Annotated in this window: 29 protein-coding genes; 26 read left to right on the top strand and 3 right to left on the bottom strand. The window is 60.4% G+C overall.

Features of this window, described 5'->3' with window-relative positions; all coding sequences use genetic code 11:
• Positions 1-54: 54 nt before the first annotated feature.
• The 4 genes from DIC75_RS09270 to DIC75_RS09255 all read left to right on the top strand — a co-directional run bounded on the left by DIC75_RS09270 (position 55) and on the right by DIC75_RS09255 (position 2,631).
• Complete coding sequence (locus tag DIC75_RS09270) at positions 55-1,104, top strand: Fic family protein (RefSeq protein ID WP_250987730.1); 1,050 nt, start codon at positions 55-57, stop codon at positions 1,102-1,104.
• A gap of 107 nt (positions 1,105-1,211) precedes the next feature.
• Complete coding sequence (locus DIC75_RS09265; RefSeq protein ID WP_250987729.1) at positions 1,212-1,472, top strand: hypothetical protein; 261 nt, start codon at positions 1,212-1,214, stop codon at positions 1,470-1,472.
• A gap of 133 nt (positions 1,473-1,605) precedes the next feature.
• Positions 1,606-2,307, top strand: coding sequence for a hypothetical protein (locus DIC75_RS09260; RefSeq protein WP_250987728.1), 702 nt, complete (start codon positions 1,606-1,608; stop codon positions 2,305-2,307).
• Positions 2,308-2,352: 45 nt separating this feature from the next.
• Positions 2,353-2,631 carry a thioredoxin family protein gene (locus tag DIC75_RS09255; RefSeq protein WP_250987727.1) on the top strand — a complete coding sequence of 93 codons (279 nt, stop codon included), beginning with the start codon at positions 2,353-2,355 and terminating at the stop codon, positions 2,629-2,631.
• A gap of 60 nt (positions 2,632-2,691) precedes the next feature.
• Here the strand turns inward: DIC75_RS09255 and DIC75_RS09250 are convergent, their stop codons facing one another.
• Positions 2,692-3,282 (bottom strand): HVO_0476 family zinc finger protein, encoded by a 591-nt coding sequence (locus DIC75_RS09250; protein WP_250987726.1) that lies wholly within the window; start codon positions 3,280-3,282, stop codon positions 2,692-2,694.
• A 32-nt stretch (positions 3,283-3,314) separates the two neighbouring features.
• On the opposite strand from DIC75_RS09250, the gene DIC75_RS09245 reads away from it, so the two are divergent.
• Positions 3,315-3,755, top strand: a complete 441-nt coding sequence (locus tag DIC75_RS09245) for a DUF371 domain-containing protein (protein WP_250987725.1) — start codon at positions 3,315-3,317, stop codon at positions 3,753-3,755.
• A gap of 172 nt (positions 3,756-3,927) precedes the next feature.
• Here the strand turns inward: DIC75_RS09245 and xseB are convergent, their stop codons facing one another.
• Together xseB and xseA are read right to left on the bottom strand one after the other, a co-directional pair.
• The gene (xseB, locus tag DIC75_RS09240; RefSeq protein ID WP_214019641.1) at positions 3,928-4,113 is read right to left on the bottom strand and encodes an exodeoxyribonuclease VII small subunit; all 186 of its coding nucleotides are present in this window, start codon (positions 4,111-4,113) and stop codon (positions 3,928-3,930) included.
• Entirely contained in the window at positions 4,097-5,344 is a 1,248-nt protein-coding gene (gene xseA, locus DIC75_RS09235; protein ID WP_352151701.1) for an exodeoxyribonuclease VII large subunit, read from the bottom strand. Before xseA ends, xseB begins: the two co-directional genes overlap by 17 nt.
• A 39-nt stretch (positions 5,345-5,383) precedes the next feature.
• Between xseA and DIC75_RS09230 the strand changes: the two genes are divergently transcribed.
• The 21 genes from DIC75_RS09230 (at position 5,384) to rsmA (ending at position 18,335) form a co-directional block, all read left to right on the top strand.
• A complete protein-coding gene (locus DIC75_RS09230; protein ID WP_250987724.1) occupies positions 5,384-6,208 on the top strand; it encodes a sugar phosphate isomerase/epimerase family protein in 825 nt (274 codons plus the stop codon).
• Positions 6,209-6,303: 95 nt separating this feature from the next.
• Positions 6,304-7,584 (top strand): hemolysin family protein, encoded by a 1,281-nt coding sequence (locus tag DIC75_RS09225; RefSeq protein WP_250987723.1) that lies wholly within the window; start codon positions 6,304-6,306, stop codon positions 7,582-7,584.
• A gap of 18 nt (positions 7,585-7,602) precedes the next feature.
• Complete coding sequence (gene purN / locus DIC75_RS09220; protein ID WP_250987722.1) at positions 7,603-8,229, top strand: phosphoribosylglycinamide formyltransferase; 627 nt, start codon at positions 7,603-7,605, stop codon at positions 8,227-8,229.
• Positions 8,230-8,306: 77 nt separating this feature from the next.
• On the top strand, positions 8,307-8,624 hold the full coding sequence (locus DIC75_RS09215; protein WP_250987721.1) for a ribonuclease P protein component 4: 318 nt from the start codon (positions 8,307-8,309) through the stop codon (positions 8,622-8,624).
• Positions 8,621-8,881: a YhbY family RNA-binding protein gene (locus tag DIC75_RS09210; RefSeq protein WP_250987720.1), complete on the top strand. Its 261-nt coding sequence runs from the start codon at positions 8,621-8,623 to the stop codon at positions 8,879-8,881. The genes DIC75_RS09215 and DIC75_RS09210 overlap by 4 nt, the downstream gene beginning before the upstream one ends.
• A 51-nt stretch (positions 8,882-8,932) precedes the next feature.
• The gene (locus DIC75_RS09205) at positions 8,933-9,382 is read left to right on the top strand and encodes a 30S ribosomal protein S19e (RefSeq protein WP_250987719.1); all 450 of its coding nucleotides are present in this window, start codon (positions 8,933-8,935) and stop codon (positions 9,380-9,382) included.
• 19 nt (positions 9,383-9,401) lie between these two features.
• The gene (locus DIC75_RS09200; protein WP_250987718.1) at positions 9,402-9,740 is read left to right on the top strand and encodes a DNA-binding protein; all 339 of its coding nucleotides are present in this window, start codon (positions 9,402-9,404) and stop codon (positions 9,738-9,740) included.
• Positions 9,740-10,330 (top strand): DUF7411 family protein, encoded by a 591-nt coding sequence (locus DIC75_RS09195; protein ID WP_250987717.1) that lies wholly within the window; start codon positions 9,740-9,742, stop codon positions 10,328-10,330. Before DIC75_RS09200 ends, DIC75_RS09195 begins: the two co-directional genes overlap by 1 nt.
• A 21-nt stretch (positions 10,331-10,351) precedes the next feature.
• A complete protein-coding gene (locus DIC75_RS09190; RefSeq protein ID WP_214019632.1) occupies positions 10,352-10,504 on the top strand; it encodes a 50S ribosomal protein L39e in 153 nt (50 codons plus the stop codon).
• A gap of 4 nt (positions 10,505-10,508) precedes the next feature.
• Positions 10,509-10,772 (top strand): 50S ribosomal protein L31e, encoded by a 264-nt coding sequence (locus DIC75_RS09185; RefSeq protein ID WP_250987716.1) that lies wholly within the window; start codon positions 10,509-10,511, stop codon positions 10,770-10,772.
• Between the two features lies 1 nt (position 10,773).
• Positions 10,774-11,436: a translation initiation factor IF-6 gene (locus DIC75_RS09180; RefSeq protein WP_250987715.1), complete on the top strand. Its 663-nt coding sequence runs from the start codon at positions 10,774-10,776 to the stop codon at positions 11,434-11,436.
• A 7-nt stretch (positions 11,437-11,443) separates the two neighbouring features.
• The gene (gene rpl18a, locus DIC75_RS09175; protein WP_250987714.1) at positions 11,444-11,635 is read left to right on the top strand and encodes a 50S ribosomal protein L18Ae; all 192 of its coding nucleotides are present in this window, start codon (positions 11,444-11,446) and stop codon (positions 11,633-11,635) included.
• A 1-nt stretch (position 11,636) separates the two neighbouring features.
• Positions 11,637-12,083 (top strand): prefoldin subunit alpha, encoded by a 447-nt coding sequence (gene pfdA / locus DIC75_RS09170; protein ID WP_250987831.1) that lies wholly within the window; start codon positions 11,637-11,639, stop codon positions 12,081-12,083.
• Between the two features lie 2 nt (positions 12,084-12,085).
• Positions 12,086-13,180: a signal recognition particle-docking protein FtsY gene (ftsY, locus tag DIC75_RS09165; protein ID WP_250987713.1), complete on the top strand. Its 1,095-nt coding sequence runs from the start codon at positions 12,086-12,088 to the stop codon at positions 13,178-13,180.
• The gene (locus DIC75_RS09160) at positions 13,180-14,508 is read left to right on the top strand and encodes a signal recognition particle protein Srp54 (RefSeq protein ID WP_250987712.1); all 1,329 of its coding nucleotides are present in this window, start codon (positions 13,180-13,182) and stop codon (positions 14,506-14,508) included. Before ftsY ends, DIC75_RS09160 begins: the two co-directional genes overlap by 1 nt.
• A complete protein-coding gene (gene trmY, locus DIC75_RS09155) occupies positions 14,509-15,078 on the top strand; it encodes a tRNA (pseudouridine(54)-N(1))-methyltransferase TrmY (RefSeq protein WP_250987711.1) in 570 nt (189 codons plus the stop codon).
• Complete coding sequence (locus DIC75_RS09150; RefSeq protein ID WP_250987710.1) at positions 15,078-16,316, top strand: tRNA pseudouridine(54/55) synthase Pus10; 1,239 nt, start codon at positions 15,078-15,080, stop codon at positions 16,314-16,316. Before trmY ends, DIC75_RS09150 begins: the two co-directional genes overlap by 1 nt.
• A 2-nt stretch (positions 16,317-16,318) precedes the next feature.
• Positions 16,319-16,612: a 50S ribosomal protein L21e gene (locus DIC75_RS09145; protein ID WP_250987709.1), complete on the top strand. Its 294-nt coding sequence runs from the start codon at positions 16,319-16,321 to the stop codon at positions 16,610-16,612.
• Positions 16,613-16,633: 21 nt separating this feature from the next.
• Positions 16,634-16,984 (top strand): RNA polymerase Rpb4 family protein, encoded by a 351-nt coding sequence (locus DIC75_RS09140; protein ID WP_250987708.1) that lies wholly within the window; start codon positions 16,634-16,636, stop codon positions 16,982-16,984.
• A 17-nt stretch (positions 16,985-17,001) separates the two neighbouring features.
• The gene (locus tag DIC75_RS09135; RefSeq protein WP_250987707.1) at positions 17,002-17,565 is read left to right on the top strand and encodes a DUF655 domain-containing protein; all 564 of its coding nucleotides are present in this window, start codon (positions 17,002-17,004) and stop codon (positions 17,563-17,565) included.
• Positions 17,562-18,335 (top strand): 16S rRNA (adenine(1518)-N(6)/adenine(1519)-N(6))-dimethyltransferase RsmA, encoded by a 774-nt coding sequence (gene rsmA / locus DIC75_RS09130; RefSeq protein ID WP_250987706.1) that lies wholly within the window; start codon positions 17,562-17,564, stop codon positions 18,333-18,335. The genes DIC75_RS09135 and rsmA overlap by 4 nt, the downstream gene beginning before the upstream one ends.
• The last annotated feature ends 1 nt before the right edge of the window (position 18,336 follow it).

The raw sequence follows: 18,336 nt of genomic DNA, 5'->3' as shown, positions 1-18,336 counted from the left end.
AGGCAAAAATAAACAGAAACCTTTTTTTGCCATACCCCTAATGACATCATAACCATGGCCCGCCGTCCTTACCGTGTCGAAGTGGATTATCCCAAAAACAAATCTCCAAGGTATTTCCTTGTTAGAGATGTTAGAGTTGGGAATCGAAAAACAAAAGTCAAACGGTATTTATGCAGTGGGAGTACCCCGCCAAGCCTTGATGATATTGAGTATTATAGAAAAATCTACTCTTACGATCTTGAGATCAAGGCAGCTAAATCCGCAGGAAAATTGGGAGTCGGCGCATATAAAACGAAATATTTATCAAAAGATTATGTTGATGCGATTGAAGAGATCCGATATTTATACAAGCGCTTTACCGAATCTTTAACTGTCAATGAGCTTGAGCAATATGAAAAATATTTTGAGATCCAGTATATCCATGGTACAACAGCAATCGAGGGAAATACACTTTCGCTTGGAGAGACTGAAGACCTGCTGCTATATGGTATAAACCCAACATCAAAAAAATTAAGGGAAATAAACGAAGTTCAAAACTTCAAGAACGTTAAAAAATACCGGGACGAATATAAGGGCAAGGTCACTGTGGATTTTATTAAACAACTTCATGCGTTGGTAATGCATAATATCGACGAGCAATCTGCTGGTACATTCAGAAGGGCTGATGATATTGGGATCGATGGATGTAATCAATTATTGTGCCCATCTGTAGAAATTAAAAAAGAATTGAGTAAAATCATCAGTTACTACTATAAGCAAATTGGAGAGGGATATCATCCATTTGAGGAGGCTGTAATGTTTCACTATTTTTTTGAGATGATTCACCCATTTTCTGATGGCAACGGTCGGGTTGGAAGAGAAATTTTCAATTATATGCTGTCAAAAAACAACTATCCAAAGTTATTGTTCCTTGGGGAGGTAAAAGAAAAGTTCATACGCGCGTTAAAACTCGGAAATAATGAAAAATATGTTGAAATGAATGAATATTTTGCCGAAATTATTGTTATTCAAAGATTGGATATCTTAAGATCCCGCATGAAAGCTTACATTGATGAGCCAGAAAAAACAGGGCAACTTACCTTACAATCATTTATTACAATTTAATTTTTAGCTCTCGTTGTGCTACACTTATTCGGACCTGGTAATGTGATCTACAAGGGTCACGATGTCACTTTACATCACAGCTAATGGATGAACGGGTGCGCCGGGTGATGAAAGAGGTCGTGCGTGGGGTGGAGGGGGACTGGGATGGGCCGGAGAGAGACCCCGCGAGGATTGATGCTATTTTGAGCAAACTCCTGGAGATCTGGATGCTGGACCCTGACATGCGATTCGGGCAGCTCGTCTACAACCTGTACTGGCAGATGCCGGAGACGCGCAAGATGGGGATGACCGGGATCGATATGTTCCACGTCGAGGATGACGCCTTTGATCTCAGGTTGGACGAAGTGATCCACGAGGGTTGGCGATAGTCGCTCATCACCCGCGTGCAACACGCCGTTTGAATACCCCTCATCCCCCGCAAATGCAACAGAACCCTCTCGGACCCCTACCGCTCTCCATAACAATACTAATTTATTTCACCAAACGGCGATTGTACTCGTGATGAAACAGACGCAGCAGAAAACCTCGAAGAACGACACCGCGCCATGGATGAAATGGGCCTACGTGGGTGTCGCCCTGCTGGTTGCGGTTGCCATGGTGGGAACCTACCTGGCCCCGATGTTCGAGAAGAAGCAGACCGCCCAGATAGGAAATACGGCAGTGATCGACTACACCATTCTCAGCGAGGACGGGCGTCCTCTCATCACGACCGACCAGAACCTCGCCGCAAGCGAGTACGAGAAGGGGAACAATTACATCATCCTGACCCAAGGCCTGGAGATGCCCGTCGGCGGACAGGTCTCGGGGGAGAACATTGCCCAAATACCCATTGTATATTCCGCGATCACCGGCTTCTCGGAATTCGGCCTGCTGGGCTTCGAGACCAACGCCATCTCCGTGGGGCTCGTCGGGATGCAGGCCGGCGAGACGAGAACCATCAGTTTCTCTTACGGGGCAAACGACCTCGAGATTAATATGAGCGAAGAGTATGTAGATGGACTCGACCTGAACTCTACGGAGATAGCGGAAGGCGACTTGATCGCGCTAGGATTGACAACATCACCGGATATCTCTCCGGATAATGAGACCAATGAAACCTCACCGCTACGCTTCGGAGAGGTCATCGACAAGACCGACGACTCACTGGTCGTCAAGTACCGCTACGGCAGCGCCCGGGTCACGCTCAACGGTATAACAGGGTGACGGCACCCCCACAGTTTTTTATAGTCTCCCCGCTTTCTGCCGTATATGGCGGTAAAAGTGATAAGTTTCTACCAGGAAGGGTGCATGGGGTGTGAGGAGCAGACCCCGATCCTTCGCCAGGTGGAGAAGGATCTCGGGATCGTAATCGAGGAGATCGATGCCGTGAAGAATCCCCAGCATATCAAAACGTATAACCTCCGGGTGACCCCGACAACCCTCGTCCTCGAGGGCGATGAGGTCCGGGAGCGGATGGAAGGGCTCGTCCACCGTGAAGACCTCGAGGCTGCGATCCGGCGGCACCTGTCACAGCCCCTGCCCCGGTGAGGGTCCGGGCGGGTGCTGCGGTTCTTTTTTACGGTCGCCTCTCCTCCGGCCGGCGGGTGATCATCCTCTCTGGTAGCGTCCCTCGAGATACCCGTAGATCCGCTTCACCCTGCGGGCCACCGTCTTCCAGCCTTCCTTCCGGATGACCGGACCGTCGCGGAGTTTGATGTGCGATATCCTGATCCGCCGCCCGCCGAAGGTGTAGGTCTCCCCGACGACGAACTCGTCCTCGCCTTCGGCGGTCTGGTAGAGCGGGAGGGTCGTGCGCCCGGTGTGGATGGACGCTTTCACCACGACCTGCTCGATCCCCCGGGTCCAGAGGGTCGTCACCTCCGCGGCCTTCGCCCGGCGGACCCGCTTTGCTCCGACCTCGATCCCGGTGACCTCGACCCCGAAGACCTCGTCTTCGCACTCCGCGGCGATGTGGTCCCCGAGACTCACGGCCTCGTCGGCGAGCATCTCGACGCTGCAGACCTGCGACTCCGTTTCAAGGCTTACGATAGCCTTGATGGTGAGAATCTCGGATTCGGGGGGCTTTGGTATCCGGTGGACCTGGCCGCACTCACTGCACTGCACCACCAGTTCGGCGGCTTCCCGGAGAACCTGGTGTTCGCACTCCTCTTTACAGACGGGGCAAACGATGCTAATCATTCATTAGCAATAGAATCCCTCTCCTAATAAGCATGAAGGCGAGGGATATCGTGCGGGCACGGGGGCACCCGCTGGTCCGGGGAACCCACCCGACGACGTTTGAGGTGACGAGGGACGAGACGCTGACCGAGACCGGCGACTGCATCATCGCCGTCGCCGCCGACAAGGGTGCCGCCGACCTCGATCCTGACTTAAAAGAGCTGCTCCGCGACGACCGGGCGGTGGTCACGACCCGGCTTACCGCAGGGAACGAGACCGTCGAGGTCCGCTCAAGGGGAAGCGCGGCGTTCACCCTGGACCATCCTGCGGATCTCGTCTGGCGGCGGAGCGACTTCGTCTCCGACCGGACGGTGGGCATCCGGTCCGACCGGGTCGCGGCCGCCCTCCCCCGGGAGTTCATCGAGGCGCTCCGGCGGGGGGAGGAACTGGTGATCGAACTCGAGGCGGAGATCCCCGAGGGCGACGGGCCGTAGGGCCGGAGTTCGAGCACCGCAGGTGCGAGTAACGACTGTCCGTAGGATGCGATGGCCCGTAGGATGCGCCGCTCCCACGGAACGGGGCATGAGCACCGTAGGTGCGAGGATCCCTGAGCCCGGTCCCGGGACCCCGCGTGCGCACCCGGCATCCCGCCGGGGCTCTACCGCTTTACCGGTCGCGACCGAGCTCGGTGAGTTTCATCTCGGCCGTGCCGAGCAGGTCTTCGCACTGCTTCACGAGGAGTGCACCGCGTTCGTAGATGGCGATGCTCTCCTCAAGGCTCGTCTCGCCGTCTTCCAGTCTCCGGACAATCCCCCGCAGTTCTTCCAGCATCTCTTCAAAGGTCTCTGTCATACGTTATCTCCTCCACGACGGCTCTCGCCCGCCCGTCCTTCATTCGCAACACCACGCGGTCGTTCGGCCGGAGACCCGCGGCGCTTCTCGCGACCTTCCCGCCCGACTCGACGATGCAGTAGCCCCGCTCCAGGATGGCGAGCGGGTTTTGCCCCGCAAGGCTCGCGCGGACTTCCGCGAGGGCGGCCCGTTCACGCTGCACCCGGGCGAGCGCCGCCCGGTGGAGCAGTTCCTCGTGCTCGGCGAGGCGCTGCATCCGCTCGTGAACCCTGCGTGAGAGCCGCCGGGGATGCATGCGTCCCGCGAGGTCCTCGACCTCGCTTGCCGAGGCCGCGAGGCGGTGGAGAAGGAGTACTTCCATCCTCTCCCCGTACCCGGAGAGTTCCCGGAGCACCTCCCGGCGCTCGGGCACGGCCCGTTCCGCCGCTGCCGACGGCGTCGGCGCCCGGAGGTCCGCGGCGAAGTCGCAGAGGGCGGTGTCCACCTCGTGCCCGACGGCGCTGATCACGGGCGTCTTACACGCGGCGACGGCTCTGACGACGTCCGGGTGGTTGAAGGGGAAGAGGTCCTCAAAACTCCCTCCCCCGCGCCCGACGATGATCACGTCCACGAGCCCGTCGATCCGCCGGATCGCCTCCGCGATCTCGATGTGCGCCCCGTCGCCCTGGACGGCCGTCGGGGAGAGGACCACCTCGGCCGGGTACCGCCGGGAGATGACCGAGAGGATATCCTTCACCGCCGCGCCGGTCGGGGAGGTGACCACGCCGACCCGGTGCGGGAAGAGAGGGAGTGGCCGTCTCCGTTCGGGGGCAAAAAGCCCCTCGGCGTCGAGTTCCTGCTTCCAGCGCTCGACCATGAGGTGGCGCTCGCCGAGGCCCGCCGGGAGCATCTCCCGGACGATGAACTGGTACCTGCCGTGAGGCTCGTAGACCTCCACGGACCCCCAGGCGAGGACGTCCATGCCGTCTTTCGGCGCGAACGCGAGCGCCGACGTATAGGTGCGCCACATCACGCAGTTGAGCAGCGCGGAATTCCTTCCCTTTCGCTCCGAAAGCGAGAAATAACGGTGGCCGGAGGTGTGGTCCCTGTAGTTGGTCACCTCCCCCCGCACCCAGATCTGGTGCAGGCGGCCGTCGTCGAGGAGGTCGCAGATGAGTCCCGAGACCTCTGAGACCCCGAGAATCGGAGTGCCGAACCGCTCCGGGCCGGTGGAATGACCGCCGAGCATCATCACAATCTATTAGACCGATGGTTTATATCAAGTAGTGTTATGGGTCGTTTCGCCGTCTCGACCATGTTCTTCCACGAGTACCCCTGTGACTACATCTTCGACTACGTTGCCGAGTCCGGCCTCGACGGGCTCGAGTTCTGGGTCGAGACACCGCACTTCTGGCTTCGCGACCGTCCCGAGGACGAACTTTCGAGGTGTATCGCCGGCCACCCGGAACTCTCACCGATCACCGTTCACGCGCCGACGCTGGATTTGAACCCCTGCTCCATCAATCCCCGGGTCGCCGAGATATCGGTCGACTACACCGTCGAGGCGGTCCGGATGGCGGACAGGATGGGTGCCGGCGTGGTCACCGTCCACCCCGGGAGAAGGACGGCGAAACGGCACCCGAGCGCCTACGACTACCGGCGGTTCGACGATTACATCGCCAGGGTCCGGGAAGCGGCGGAGGGGACGCAGGTGAAGGTGGCGATCGAGAACCTGGAGCCCCGGGTCAACTCCCTCCTCTCCACCGCCGAGGATGCGGCCGAGGTGCTCGAGCGGGAACCCTGGCTCTGGTTCACGCTGGATATGGGGCACGCCATGATGACGTCCTGCGACGAGACGATCCGGTTCATCGATCTCTGCATCGAGAGGATGACGAACGTCCACGTCAGCGCACTCGGCGGGAACGGGCGACCCCACCACCCCATACATGGCGACCCGGCCGCGACCCGGGTGCTTGCGGAACTTGCAGACCGGGGCTACGGCGGGTATCTCACCCTGGAACTCGAGGACATGGTCTTTCCGGAGACTCTCTCATCCGAAGAGAAGGTTGTGCTCCTCATGCGCGAATTGGAGACACTACAGGAGATATTCTCCTGAAGCGCTGGTTTTATAACATCTGCCCACGACATAATTCATAAAATCCCGGCAATGAACCAATACCGGATGCTGCCGCTTGATGCGGCGTGGAGTAAATGGTAGTCGTAGACCTTCTAACCATAGAGATCATTTTATTCATTGTTTGTCTGCTCCTTTCGGGCTTCTTCTCAAGTTCGGAAGTCGCCCTTATCTCGATAACCCGGGCGAAAGTTCGGGCACTCTTGAACCAGAGCCGTAAAGGAGCGAAAGCCCTCGATACGCTGAAACGGTCGACCGATGCCCTCCTGATAACCATCCTGATCGGGAACAACGTCGTCAACGTGGCCGCAGCATCGCTCGCGACCGCGATCGCCATCGCCATCTACGGCGACGTCGGTATCGGGATAGCGACCGGCGTCACGGTCATCCTGATGCTGATCTTCGGCGAGATCGGGCCGAAGATGTACGCCTCCCGACACACCGAGGAACTCGCGCTCCGTGTCGCCCGCCCGATCCTCTACCTCTCGAAGGTGCTCTACCCGGTGCTCTGGGTCCTGGACCGCATCAAGGGGCAGTTTGCCTTCAGGCCCGGCGTGACCGAGCCGGTCGTCACCGAGGAGGAGATCAAGGAGTGGATCGACGTCGGCGAGGAGGAGGGCACCATCGAAGAGGAGGAGCGGGACATGCTCTACTCCGTGCTGCGCTTTGGAGACACGACAGTTCGCGAGGTAATGACGCCCCGGGTGGACGTCGTCATGATCGAGAATACGGCCACGCTCGAGAACGCCCTCTCCATCTTCAACGAGACAGGTTTCTCCCGAATTCCGGTCTACCACGAGCATATCGATAACGTCATCGGGCTCTTGAACGTCAAGGACGTCTTTGCCGCGGTCTTCCGCCAGCAGACGAGCGCAACGATCGGAAACCTGATGTACGAGCCCTACTTCGTTCCCGAGAGCAAGAAGATCGACGAGCTCTTAAAGGAGCTTCAGCTGAAGAAGCAGCATATGGCGGTCGTTCTCGACGAATACGGGTCGTTTGCCGGTATCGTGACGGTCGAAGACATGCTCGAGGAACTGGTCGGCGAGATCATGGACGAATTCGACGAGGAGGAGCCCGAGGTGCAGCAGATCGAGGAAGGCGTCTACCTGGTCGACGCACGGGCGTGGGTGGAGCACCTCAACGAGGACCTGAACCTGGCCCTCCCGCTGACGGATACCTACGAGAGCATCGGCGGCCTTGTCATCGACCGGCTGGGGCACATCCCCCGCCGCGGCGAGGTGGTCAAGGTCGAGGAGAGCAACATCACGCTGGTGGTGATGCAGATGCGGGGCCGGCGGATCGTCAAGGTGAAACTGATCCTCGCACCTCAGACCGGGCCGGGGGAGGCCCGGTAAGTCCGGAGAACGATATTCATGGATAGAGAGAGACCTGGTGACAAAAAGCGGATAGCGGTACTCGCCTCGGGGAGAGGATCGAACTTTCAGGCGGTGATCGATGCCATTGCGGCCGCCGAGATCCCGGCGGTCTGCGTCGGTCTCGTCACCGACAACCCCGGGGCATACGCGATCAAGCGGGCCGAAGCTGCCGGGATGCCGGTTACAGTCATCGACTATGCGCGTTTCTCCTCGAAGGCCGCCTACGAGGAGGCACTCCTCGATGCGATGCGGAGCTGCCGGGCGGACCTCTTCGTCCTCGCCGGCTACATGCGGATCCTCGGGCCCGGTATCGTCCACGAGTTCTCGGGCCGGATGATGAACATCCACCCTGCCCTGCTCCCGTCGTTTGCCGGCCTGCATGCTCAGCGGCAGGCGGTCGAGAGCGGGGTGAAGGTCTCGGGCTGCACCGTCCACCTGGTGGACGAGGGGATGGATACCGGCCCCATCGTCGTCCAGCGGTGCGTTCCGGTCCTCCCGGACGACGACGAATCGACGCTCGCCGACCGGATCCTCGTCGAGGAGCACGAAGCCCTCCCGTTCGCCGTAAAACTCTTCTGCGAAGACCGCCTGGAGGTCACCGGTCGGCGGGTGCGGATCCGCTGACCCCAGGCATCAAACTCTTATATATTCTCTCCCCTCCTATCTCAAGACCCACCATATTCGATGGAACGGATCGCACCATGGCAGATACTACACGAAAATCTGGCTCCCGGAGGCTCGCCCGCGAGAGGATCGCCGTCCTCTTTGCGCGTGCCGCGGAGTTCTACCCGGAAAACCCCGTCTGGAGCAACCGCTGTGTGGAACTGGCCCGGAAGATCGGCATGCGCCACCGGATACGGATTGAGCGGCCGCTGAAACGCCGTTTCTGCCGCCGGTGCAGCGTCTACCTGGTCCCCGGGTCGAACGCCCGGGTCAGGATCCACCGGGGCCGCGTGGTCGTCACCTGTCTTGCCTGCGGGCACCGGTCACGGTATCCGGTCGGGAGGCCTCAACCATGAGTAAAGAATCGTATCAGGATCTCAAACCCACCATCTGGGTGGGAAAGCGGGGTATCACAAGCGTTATGATCGATGAGATCCGACGCCAGCTCAAAGACCGGAAGGTCGTCAAGGTGAGATGGCTCCGGAACACCGAAGTCGATCCCGAGGAGATAGCGGCATCGGCCGGTGCGGTCCTGGTCGAGGTCCGGGGGCGGACACTCGTCCTCACGGAGCGGCGAGGCCGATCGTCCGGGCACAATCCTCGAAATATATAAAACATCACTGGACGAATATGTAAAGACTGTTAGCGAGAGTGAGGTTCATCTATGACGACTGTATATGACATCCCTGCCGATATGTTCATCCGGCAGGTGGCAGAAGAACTCAAGAAAAACCCGCAGATTCAGCCCCCCGACTGGGCCGCTTTTGCAAAGACGGGGGTACACAAAGAGATGCCCCCCGAGAATGACGACTGGTGGTATGTGCGTGCGGCGTCGGTTCTCCGGCGTATCTACACCGACGGTCCGGTCGGTATCCAGCGGATGCGCTCCATCTACGGCGGCAAGCGTAACCGGGGCCCGGCTCCCTCCCAGTTCAGGAAGGGAAGCGGTGCGATCGTCCGGAAGCTCTTCCAGCAGCTCGAAGCGGCCGGCTACGTCTCTCATTCGAGCGGCGGGCGCACGGTCACCCCGGCCGGCAGATCCTTCCTGGACAACACCGCAAACAGCCTGAAGGCTCAGGCTGCCGAGGTTGCTCCGGGACTTGCGAAGTACTGATCGAAAGGAGGTATGACTGATGGTAGACGACGAACTCGCGGAACTCCGCCGCCGGAAGATGGAACAGATGCAACGGCAGGCGATGAGCCAGCAGTCGATGGAAGATGAGGCAGCACGCCAGCAACAGATCGACGCACAGGTCCGTGCTGCGCTCATGGAGATCCTCGAACCTGAAGCGAGGGAGAGACTCAATACCATCAAGTTGACCCGGCCGGAGTTTGCAAAAGCGGTCGAGCAGCAACTGGTGATGCTCGCGCAGAGCGGCAGAGTCCGGCAGCGGATCACCGACGAGCAGTTAAAGGGCCTGCTTGCCCAGTTGACGCCGTCGAAGAAAGAGTTCAGGATTACGCGGAAGTAATGGAAGCGGGTGTGCTCTTCTCGGGAGGGAAAGATAGTGCGCTGGCGGCAATCATGCTCGCGCGCGATTACGGCGTGGAACTGAATACCTGTGTATTCGATCCCGACCGTGAGGTTCCGGAGGTGCGGGCTGCAGCGGCCGCCCTGGACCTTCCCTTCAGGAAAAGAGTGCTCGGGCGAGACCTCCTCGAAGAGGCTGTCGACCTGCTGCTAACGTGCGGTTACCCGAACGACGCGATCGATATGGTCCACCGGACGGCGATCGAGATCCTCTCCCGCGAGTATGCGGTGGTCGGAGACGGCACCCGCCGGGAAGACCGGGTCCCCCGGATCGAGCGATCCGAGGTGCAGCACCTGGAGATGACCACCGGCTGCTCCTACGTCCGGCCGCTCCTCGGCTACGGGAAACCGGAGGTGGAACGCCTCGCCGGGCGGCTGCTCGTGGTGCGGTACGGGGAGACGGGCGTCATCGGGAACGGCGACTACGAAGGGGAGATCCGGGATGCGCTTCGCGCTCGCGGCATCGATCCGGCGCTGCTCTTCCCTCCCCATCACCTGCAGTCGCTGGTGGTCGCGAGGAAGAATACCTGAAAGAGTGCGAGAGTGAGAGTTATGAGCAAGTTAATGAAGGGCCGGAAGATCCGGCTGGCAAAGGCATGCGAGCAGAACCGCCGCGTGCCTGCATGGGTGATGATCAGGACCAACCGTGCGGTTGCGTCGCATCCGAAGCGGCGCAACTGGAGACGGAGTTCTCTGAAGGTGTAAGACTATGGCAGAGGCATTGAAGGAACATATCTATATCATCCCCCTCCGCGACGTGAAGCGTGCACCCCGGTGGAAGAGGGGCAACACCGCCATCAAGGACATCAGGGCGTTTCTTGTGCGGCACATGAAGAGTGAAGACGTCAAACTCGACCGAAGCATCAACGAGAAGGTCTGGGAGAACGGCAGCCAGAAGCCCCCGCGAAAGATTCGCGTCCGCGCGATGAAGTTCGAGGACGGGCAGGTTCAGGCCGAACTCGCCGAGGAGTGAAATGACAGGGACGATCGATCTGTCCGGCGATCCGAACATAGGCGTTTACGCCCGCGTCTTTGAGGATATAGCGATCGTGTACCCCGGGGCGCCCGGGGAGTTCACCGAGGCTCTCGCACGAGAACTCGATGTCGAGATCGTGAGCACCTATATTCAGGGAAGCAGCATCATCGGCTCGCTTGTTGCGGGAAACAGCCAGGGCCTGGTCGTCAGCGGCCTCGTTACCGACGAGGAACTGACGGTCCTCAGGGAGCACCGGGACGTTCTCCTGCTCGAGGGTTCCATGAACGCGGCGGGCAACGTTATCCTCGCAAACGACTATGTTGCCGCCGTCCATCCCGAGATGGAGATCGATGTCGCCGAGGAGATCGGGTCGTTCCTCTCTGTGCCGGTGGTCCGGTTATCGCTTGGCGGCATCAAAACCGTCGGCATGGCCGGGTCTGCGACGAACAAGGGCATTCTCGTTCACCCGAGAGCCAACGATACGGAGATCGCCGGCCTCGAACGGGTCGTCGACCTTCCGATCGGCCTCGGGTCGGTCAACATGGGAAGCGGTCTCGTGGGCACCGGAGTCCTTGCGAACAGCAAGGGGTACATCGCAGGGTCCGTTACGAGCGGGTTTGAACTGGGACGAATAGAAGAAGTCTTTGGGTTTTTGGAGTGATACAGTCATGGAGAACCAGACGTTTGAAATTATAGGCGCGTGTAAGATCAACAACAAGTGGAAACCGTACCGGAAGGTCATCGGCGCCCCGAACGAAAACCAGGCAAAAGAGAAGATCTTTGCGGATATCGGGAGCAAACACCGCCTGAAGAGAAGTTATATCACTATCGAATCGGTTAACGTAGTAGCTGGTGAATGACGTGAACCAGGCAGATCCTCGCGAGATACAGACCCTCCAGATGTACTTGAACGAGTACGGGCAGCAGATAGAACTCCTGACGCAGCAGCTCTCGATGATCGAGCAGCAGCGCCTTGAGGCCGCCGCCGCCGTCGAGACCCTCCGGGCCGTCCAGGAGAACGAGGACGGCATCGTTCTTCTCCCCATCGGGGGCGGCGCATATCTCCGGGTGAAGGTGCTCGATGCCGGTCACGTTCTCGTGAACATCGGGGCCGACGTCTCTGTTGAGAGGGCCAGCGCGGATGCGGTGGAGTATCTCGGGGATCGGATAACCGAACTTGAGGCAGTGGAGAAGAAAGTCGCAGGTTCGGTCGAGCAGTTGCAGGGGCAGGCAACGGAGATCTCCCGGCGCCTCGAGGCGGCTTACCGGGGGGCCCGGCAGGCTCAGGCAGGCCAGGGCGGAAGTTGATAATGTTTGATTCCTTAAAGAACAAACTTCAGAATATCAGGAGCAAATTCACCTCGAATATCGAGGAGGTTGCCGGAGCCGAACCGGCACCCCCGGTTGCCGAAGAGGTTGAGGAAGTAGAGATTGCGGAGCCCGCGCCCTCTCACCCGGTCACGCCCGAACCCCCGGTCTCCGGGGAGGAGGCACCGGGGGATGGGCGGGAGAAACCCACGTTTTTCAACAAGTTGAAGGTCCTCGTCCGGGAGCGGGAGGTTCTCCTCCGGGAGAAGGATATCGAGGAGCCGCTCTTCGAACTCGAGATGGTCCTCCTCGAAAACGACGTCGCACTCCCGGTCACGGACGAGATCATCGCCCGGATGCGCCGGGACCTCGTGGGCCAGCACAAAAAGATCGGCTCTTCGGTCGACGACCTGGTCGTCTCCACCCTGCGCTCCGCGCTCTGCGGGGTGCTGGGCGAAGGCCTCGATCTGCGTGACTTCATCGCGAGTCGCGAACGCCCGGTCAAGATCCTCTTCACCGGCGTGAACGGGACCGGCAAGACGACGACCGTCGCCAAGGTCGGGCAATACCTGCAGAAGAACGGGTTCTCGGTCGTGATCGGCGCAGGCGACACCTACCGGGCGGGAGCGATCGAGCAGATCCGGACCCACGCCGACCGTCTCGGGATCAAGACCATCCAGCACCAGGCGGGCGCCGACCCTTCTGCGGTCCTCTTCGACGCGGTCCAGTACGCGAAAGCGCATGATATCGACGTCGTCCTCGCCGATACTGCGGGCCGGTTCCACAACCGGGCGAATCTCATGAACCAGCTCGAGAAGATACGGCGGGTCATGAAGCCCGACCTCGTCGTCTACGTCGACGAGGCGGTGGCGGGGAACGATGCGGTCATCCGTGCCGACGAGTTCAACAAGGCCGTCGGCACCGACGCGGTCGTCCTGACGAAGGCGGATATGGACCCGAAGGGGGGCGCGGCCATATCGGTTGCGCACACCGTTGGAAAACCAATTCTCTTCCTCGGGATTGGCCAGGGCTACGACGACATCATGCCGTTCGATCCCCGGACCGTGGTGAACGAACTGCTGGGAGATGAATCCTGATGCTCGATAACCTTGGTACGTCCTTGAAAGACGCCGTCAGGAAACTTGCCGGCAAGACGGTGATCGACCGGGCGGCGGTCGACGAACTGGTGCGCGACCTGCAACGGGCGCTCCTCTCCGCCGACGTCAACGTCAAACTCGTGATGCAGCTCTCCCAGGCGATCAAGCAGCGAGCCCTCGGGGAGGAGCCCCCGAAGGGGATGGGCGTCCGGGAGCACGTCTTGCGGATCGTCTACCAGGAACTCGTCCGGATGATGGGAACGCCGGGCGAGGTGGCGCTCCAGCCCCAGACGATCCTGATGGCGGGGCTGCAGGGGAGCGGGAAGACCACGACGACCGCGAAGCTCGCCCGTTACTTCCAGCGCAAAGGGCTGCGGGTCGGGGTGATCTGCGCCGATACCTTCCGCCCGGGCGCCTATGAGCAGCTCAAGACGCTCTGCGACCGGATCAGCGTCCCCTGCTTCGGCGACCCCGGGGAACAGGACGCTCTCCGGATCGTCCGGGAGGGTCTCCCCAAGTTCCGCAAGATCTACGAAGTGATCATCATCGATACCCAGGGGCGGCACGCCCTCGAGGAGAACCTGATCGAGGAGATCGTCAACATCAACGAGATCTCGCACGCCGACCACAGGTGGCTCGTGATCGACGCTGCGCTCGGCCAGCAGGCGAGCGAACAGGCCCGCCGGTTCCACGCGGCTATCGGGATCGACGGTGTCCTCGTCACCAAGATGGACGGCACTGCCCGGGGCGGCGGCGCACTCTCGGCCGTCGCCGAGACGCAGAGCGGGATCGTCTTCATCGGGAGCGGCGAGACGATCGACGACCTCGAGCGGTTCGACCCGGACGGGTTCATCTCCCGGCTGCTCGGGATGGGCGACCTGAAAGCGCTCGTCGAACGGGCGGAGGAGGCGGTCTCGGCCGAGGATCTCGATGTGAACGCTATGCTCAAGGGCAAGTTCACGCTCCGGGACATGTACAAACAGCTCGAGGCGCTGAACAAGATGGGGCCCTTGAAGCAGATCATGAGCATGCTCCCCCTCGGCGGCATGCAGATCCCGGACGACGCCTACGATATCACCAGCACCAAGATGCAGCGCTACAAGGTGATCATGGACTCGATGACGCCCCCGGAACTCGACGACCCGTCAATGATCGGGAGCTCGAGGATCCAGCGGATCGCCCGGGGTGCCGGGGTGGCGCCCGACGACGTCCGGGACCTCATCAAGTACTACAAGATCATGCAGCGTGCCTTAAAAGGCATGCGGGGCATGGGCGGCGGCAAGTTCAACATGCAGCGCATGATGAAGAAGTTCGGCAGGACCCAGTAGATGAAGCGGTTTGCCGTCGTAGGCCACCTTGCCGCAACGAGCGGCACCTTCAGCCTGAACGATCTTGCCGGGAGCGGCGGGAGGATGGACGTCCTCTGCCGCTGCATCAACTCCTCGTTCTTTCTCTCCCACGACCTGCGGCGCGACGTCGAGTGTTACCTCGTCCTCTGTGGGGAGCCCGGTCCGGAGAAGACCGTCCTCTTCCGCGGGAGCGAGGTCCGTTACCTCTCGCCGGACGAGCGGAGCAGCGCCGCCTTGATCAAGAAGGCGCTCTCGATCCCCTGCGGGGACGAGTTCCGGGAGTCGACCCCGGGCGTCTACGTCCGCCGCGGCGGGCTCGCAAGGTTGCTCGCCGGGATCCCGTTCGCGGTTCTCGACGAGGCGGGGGAGGACGTCAGGACGGTTCCGGCGCTCCCGGAGGCCTATCTTCTCTCGGATCACCACAACTTCACCGCGGAGGAGGAGGCGCTGATCGCGGGCTACTCCCGCTACTCGGTGGGGCCGCGGTCGCTGCATGCCGATCACACAATCACCGTCCTCTTAAACGAGATGGACCGGAGGGAATCCTGATGGATATCATACACGAGGTAGAAGCAATTCTTGGATACGGCGATACCTGCAACCACTGCCTCGGGCGTTTCTTCGGCAAGCGGTCGTTTGGGCTGACGAACGAGGAACGGGGCAGGGCGCTCCGGATCGCCAGGGAGCTTGCGGAAAACGAGCCGCACCACGAACCGGAGCCGGAGTCCTGCTGGATCTGCGGCGGGGAGTTCTCCCGCATCGATGCCTGGGCAGCGATGGTCGCGGAAGCGGTACGGGGGATCGAGTTCGAGACGTTTCTGATCGGGACAAAGGTCCCGCCGCTTGTCACGGAGAGCGAGGAGATGGTCTGGAGCGACCTTTCCCTCCATGACCCCGAACCGCTGAAAGCGGAGATGAACCGGGAAGTCGGCAAGGCCGTCTCGGTCCTCACCGGGAAGACGGCCGACCTGAAGCGGCCCGACATCGTGGCGATCCTCGACCTCGCTGAGGGTACCGTCGAGGTGCAGGTCAACCCCGTCTTCTTCACCGGCCGGTACCTGAAGTACGAGCGGGGCATCCCCCAGACCCACTGGGACTGCCGGTCATGCCGGGGAGCCGGGTGCGAGCAGTGCAACTTCACCGGCAAGCAGTATGCCGACTCCGTCGAGGAGCTGATCGGCCGGCCGGTGATCGAGGCCTTCGACGCGGAGAACGCCGTCCTGCATGGTGCCGGGAGAGAGGATATCGACGCCCGGATGCTCGGGTCGGGCCGCCCCTTCGTGATGGAGGTCGAGGCGCCGCGGAAACGGTCCGTGGACCTCGCAGCACTCGAGGAGGAGATCAACCGGACTGCCGTTGGCCGGGTGGCGGTTCATCTGGCCGGATGGGCGGATCGGAAGATGGTGCAAAGCCTTAAATCCGACAAAGGGCATAAAAAATACAGGATCCTGGTCGAGATTGACGGTTCTGCAACGCCAGATGAGTTCAGAGCGGCCCTCGATCAGTTAAAAGGTGTAACGATACGACAGCGCACCCCTCTGCGGGTGTCACACCGACGGGCAGATAAAGTTCGGGAACGGCAGGTCCTCGATATCGAGTGCACAGGCACGCAGGACGGCAGATACTGGGTCGAAGTCGTCGGCGAAGCGGGCCTGTACATCAAAGAACTGGTATCGGGTGACAGCGGCAGAACCCAGCCCAGCCTTGCCCAGATCCTGGGGCGCACCGCAAGTGTTGTCAGCCTCGATGTGGTGCTGGTCAAAACAGCGAACGAGTATGGTGAGTAATCATGGCACATCACAATGGACCACGCAAGAAGACGCGGTATAAGTTCAAGAAGGACCTCAGAAAACGCGGTATCCCCCCGGTCAGCTCGGTGATTCAGAACTTCGAGCTCGGGCAGAGGGTGCACGTCGTGGTCGAACCGAGTGTCCAGAAGGGCATGCCCCACCGGAGATTCCACGGGAAGACCGGCACGGTCATCGGACAGCGCGGACGCGCATGGCTGCTCGAAGTCAGGGATGGAGATACGATAAAACAGGTGATTGCGAGACCGCAACATCTAAAAGCGCAGAAAGTATAATCCTCAACAGTAGTGATTGGCATGAAGGTAAAACGAATCGTGAGCGAAGAGCGGATGCTGCTTCCCGAACTGCGTGAGACACTCCTTTCCGTGGAGGCGGTCCGGCTCGAGTCCGGAGAAGAGATGTCCTACGAGCTTCGTAAGAGTATCGAGCATGCCAATCATCTTTCAAAGACATCCTCCGAGAAGGCCCGCGAACTCGTCGACGAGCTCATCAAACTCGAGAAGATGAAAGAGGAGATCGCCTACCGCATCGCGAACCTGATGCCGCGGACCCGGGACGAACTTCGGGCAATCTACGCCAAAGAACGGTTCAACCTCACGACGGACGAACTGGACGAGATCCTCGATCTGGTAATGACTCACTTCTAACAGAAGGGGTGGTGTCAATGAAGACCGAAAGGAAAGAGGAGAATGCGGTAGTTATCGATATCCTTCCGATGGGATATGCGAGCGACCAGCGTCCGGTCTATAAGCGCGAACCGGTAGTCCAGGCAGTCGGTGTGGACCAGTTCAAACTGCTCGAGCTCGTCCCGAAGGCGGGTGCGGATATCCAGATCTACGACCGCGTCTACATCGGCGATGCGGAGCGGGAGAAGGTCGAGCGTGTCAAGCGGCGGATCAGCTACGGCGACCTGACAGCGACGGCAAAACTCGAACTGCCGTTCGTGGTCGAGCAGATCGTCCGCGAGAACGAGCCGCGGTTCGTCGATTTCTTCAATAAGTCCGTGCCCATCACGCCGAAGTTCCACATGCTGCACCTGCTTCCCGGCATCGGGAAGAAGCTGATGTGGGAGATCATCGAGCAGCGGGGGAAGAAGCCGTTCGAGAGCTTCGCCGACATCTCCGGGCGGATCAAGTCGCTTCCGCACCCGGATCGGATGATCGTCAGCCGGATCCTGCACGAGATCGAGGACCCGGACGAGAAGTATCACGTCTTCACATCGAGATGAGCGCTCCGAGGGATCAGCACTTTCTCGTCGACCGGAGGGCCGTCGAGAAGATTGCCGGTTTTGTCGACGTTTCCGGTCGGAGGGTGCTCGAGATCGGGCCCGGCGAAGGGATCCTCACCCGCGCCCTCCTTGACCGGGGTGCAGAGGTCATCGCGGTAGAGATCGATCCGGCTCTCGTGGAAGAACTCGAGATTGTCTTTGCCGACGAGATCGCGGAGGGCCGTCTCGAGATCGTCAGAGGCGACGCGAAGAAGGTGGATATCCCGCCGTTCGATATCGTCGTCGCGAACCTCCCCTACTCCGTTTCTTCGAAGATTACGTTCAGGCTGCTCGAGATCGGCTTTGAGGTCGCGGTCCTGATGTACCAGAAGGAGTTCGCCCAGCGGATGATCGCGCCGCCGGGGACGGCGAACGTCGGCCGGCTCTCGGTGATGGTGCAGACCTATGCCTCCGTAAAACCGCTGCTCGACCTCGGGCCCGGTTCGTTCCGCCCGAGGCCCCAGGTCCGCTCCTGGGTGGTCCGGATAACGCCGCACGAGCCGCCGTACCCGATCGCGGATCGGAAGGTCTACGCCGACGTCGTCCGGGTGCTCTTCTCCCACCGGCGAAAGACCGTCCGGAAGGGCCTCCGGAGCGGCGGGGATGTGTTTGCACCCGGGGCGATCGAGCGGACGATCGCGGATCTCCCCGACGACCTCTTGCAGCGTCGGCCCGAAGACCTGACGCTCGAGGAGTTTGCGCTGATAGCAAACAAGATGAGCGGGAGTTGAG

It is taken from the genome of Methanoculleus oceani, from assembly GCF_023702065.1.
Classification (GTDB): domain Archaea; phylum Halobacteriota; class Methanomicrobia; order Methanomicrobiales; family Methanoculleaceae; genus Methanoculleus; species Methanoculleus oceani.
Note: the sequence above shows the minus strand (reverse complement) of the source record. Positions and strands in the feature narration are given on the sequence as shown.

Excerpts from the sequence above, each read along its gene's own strand:
- trmY (WP_250987711.1), top strand. The coding sequence starts at position 14,509 with ATGAAGCGGTTTGCCGTCGTAGGCCACCTTGCCGCAACGAGCGGCACC.
- DIC75_RS09190 (WP_214019632.1), top strand. The coding sequence starts at position 10,352 with ATGAGCAAGTTAATGAAGGGCCGGAAGATCCGGCTGGCAAAGGCATGC.
- purN (WP_250987722.1), top strand. The coding sequence starts at position 7,603 with ATGGATAGAGAGAGACCTGGTGACAAAAAGCGGATAGCGGTACTCGCC.
- DIC75_RS09230 (WP_250987724.1), top strand. The coding sequence starts at position 5,384 with ATGGGTCGTTTCGCCGTCTCGACCATGTTCTTCCACGAGTACCCCTGT.
- rpl18a (WP_250987714.1), top strand. The coding sequence starts at position 11,444 with ATGGAGAACCAGACGTTTGAAATTATAGGCGCGTGTAAGATCAACAAC.
- DIC75_RS09210 (WP_250987720.1), top strand. The coding sequence starts at position 8,621 with ATGAGTAAAGAATCGTATCAGGATCTCAAACCCACCATCTGGGTGGGA.
- DIC75_RS09270 (WP_250987730.1), top strand. The coding sequence starts at position 55 with ATGGCCCGCCGTCCTTACCGTGTCGAAGTGGATTATCCCAAAAACAAA.
- DIC75_RS09260 (WP_250987728.1), top strand. The coding sequence starts at position 1,606 with ATGAAACAGACGCAGCAGAAAACCTCGAAGAACGACACCGCGCCATGG.
- DIC75_RS09205 (WP_250987719.1), top strand. The coding sequence starts at position 8,933 with ATGACGACTGTATATGACATCCCTGCCGATATGTTCATCCGGCAGGTG.
- DIC75_RS09255 (WP_250987727.1), top strand. The coding sequence starts at position 2,353 with ATGGCGGTAAAAGTGATAAGTTTCTACCAGGAAGGGTGCATGGGGTGT.
- DIC75_RS09250 (WP_250987726.1), bottom strand. The coding sequence starts at position 3,282 with ATGATTAGCATCGTTTGCCCCGTCTGTAAAGAGGAGTGCGAACACCAG.
- DIC75_RS09185 (WP_250987716.1), top strand. The coding sequence starts at position 10,509 with ATGGCAGAGGCATTGAAGGAACATATCTATATCATCCCCCTCCGCGAC.
- xseA (WP_352151701.1), bottom strand. The coding sequence starts at position 5,344 with ATGATGCTCGGCGGTCATTCCACCGGCCCGGAGCGGTTCGGCACTCCG.
- DIC75_RS09215 (WP_250987721.1), top strand. The coding sequence starts at position 8,307 with ATGGCAGATACTACACGAAAATCTGGCTCCCGGAGGCTCGCCCGCGAG.
- xseB (WP_214019641.1), bottom strand. The coding sequence starts at position 4,113 with ATGACAGAGACCTTTGAAGAGATGCTGGAAGAACTGCGGGGGATTGTC.
- rsmA (WP_250987706.1), top strand. The coding sequence starts at position 17,562 with ATGAGCGCTCCGAGGGATCAGCACTTTCTCGTCGACCGGAGGGCCGTC.
- DIC75_RS09145 (WP_250987709.1), top strand. The coding sequence starts at position 16,319 with ATGGCACATCACAATGGACCACGCAAGAAGACGCGGTATAAGTTCAAG.
- DIC75_RS09150 (WP_250987710.1), top strand. The coding sequence starts at position 15,078 with ATGGATATCATACACGAGGTAGAAGCAATTCTTGGATACGGCGATACC.
- DIC75_RS09180 (WP_250987715.1), top strand. The coding sequence starts at position 10,774 with ATGACAGGGACGATCGATCTGTCCGGCGATCCGAACATAGGCGTTTAC.
- DIC75_RS09200 (WP_250987718.1), top strand. The coding sequence starts at position 9,402 with ATGGTAGACGACGAACTCGCGGAACTCCGCCGCCGGAAGATGGAACAG.
- DIC75_RS09245 (WP_250987725.1), top strand. The coding sequence starts at position 3,315 with ATGAAGGCGAGGGATATCGTGCGGGCACGGGGGCACCCGCTGGTCCGG.
- DIC75_RS09140 (WP_250987708.1), top strand. The coding sequence starts at position 16,634 with ATGAAGGTAAAACGAATCGTGAGCGAAGAGCGGATGCTGCTTCCCGAA.
- DIC75_RS09135 (WP_250987707.1), top strand. The coding sequence starts at position 17,002 with ATGAAGACCGAAAGGAAAGAGGAGAATGCGGTAGTTATCGATATCCTT.
- DIC75_RS09265 (WP_250987729.1), top strand. The coding sequence starts at position 1,212 with ATGAAAGAGGTCGTGCGTGGGGTGGAGGGGGACTGGGATGGGCCGGAG.
- ftsY (WP_250987713.1), top strand. The coding sequence starts at position 12,086 with ATGTTTGATTCCTTAAAGAACAAACTTCAGAATATCAGGAGCAAATTC.
- DIC75_RS09160 (WP_250987712.1), top strand. The coding sequence starts at position 13,180 with ATGCTCGATAACCTTGGTACGTCCTTGAAAGACGCCGTCAGGAAACTT.
- DIC75_RS09195 (WP_250987717.1), top strand. The coding sequence starts at position 9,740 with ATGGAAGCGGGTGTGCTCTTCTCGGGAGGGAAAGATAGTGCGCTGGCG.
- DIC75_RS09225 (WP_250987723.1), top strand. The coding sequence starts at position 6,304 with ATGGTAGTCGTAGACCTTCTAACCATAGAGATCATTTTATTCATTGTT.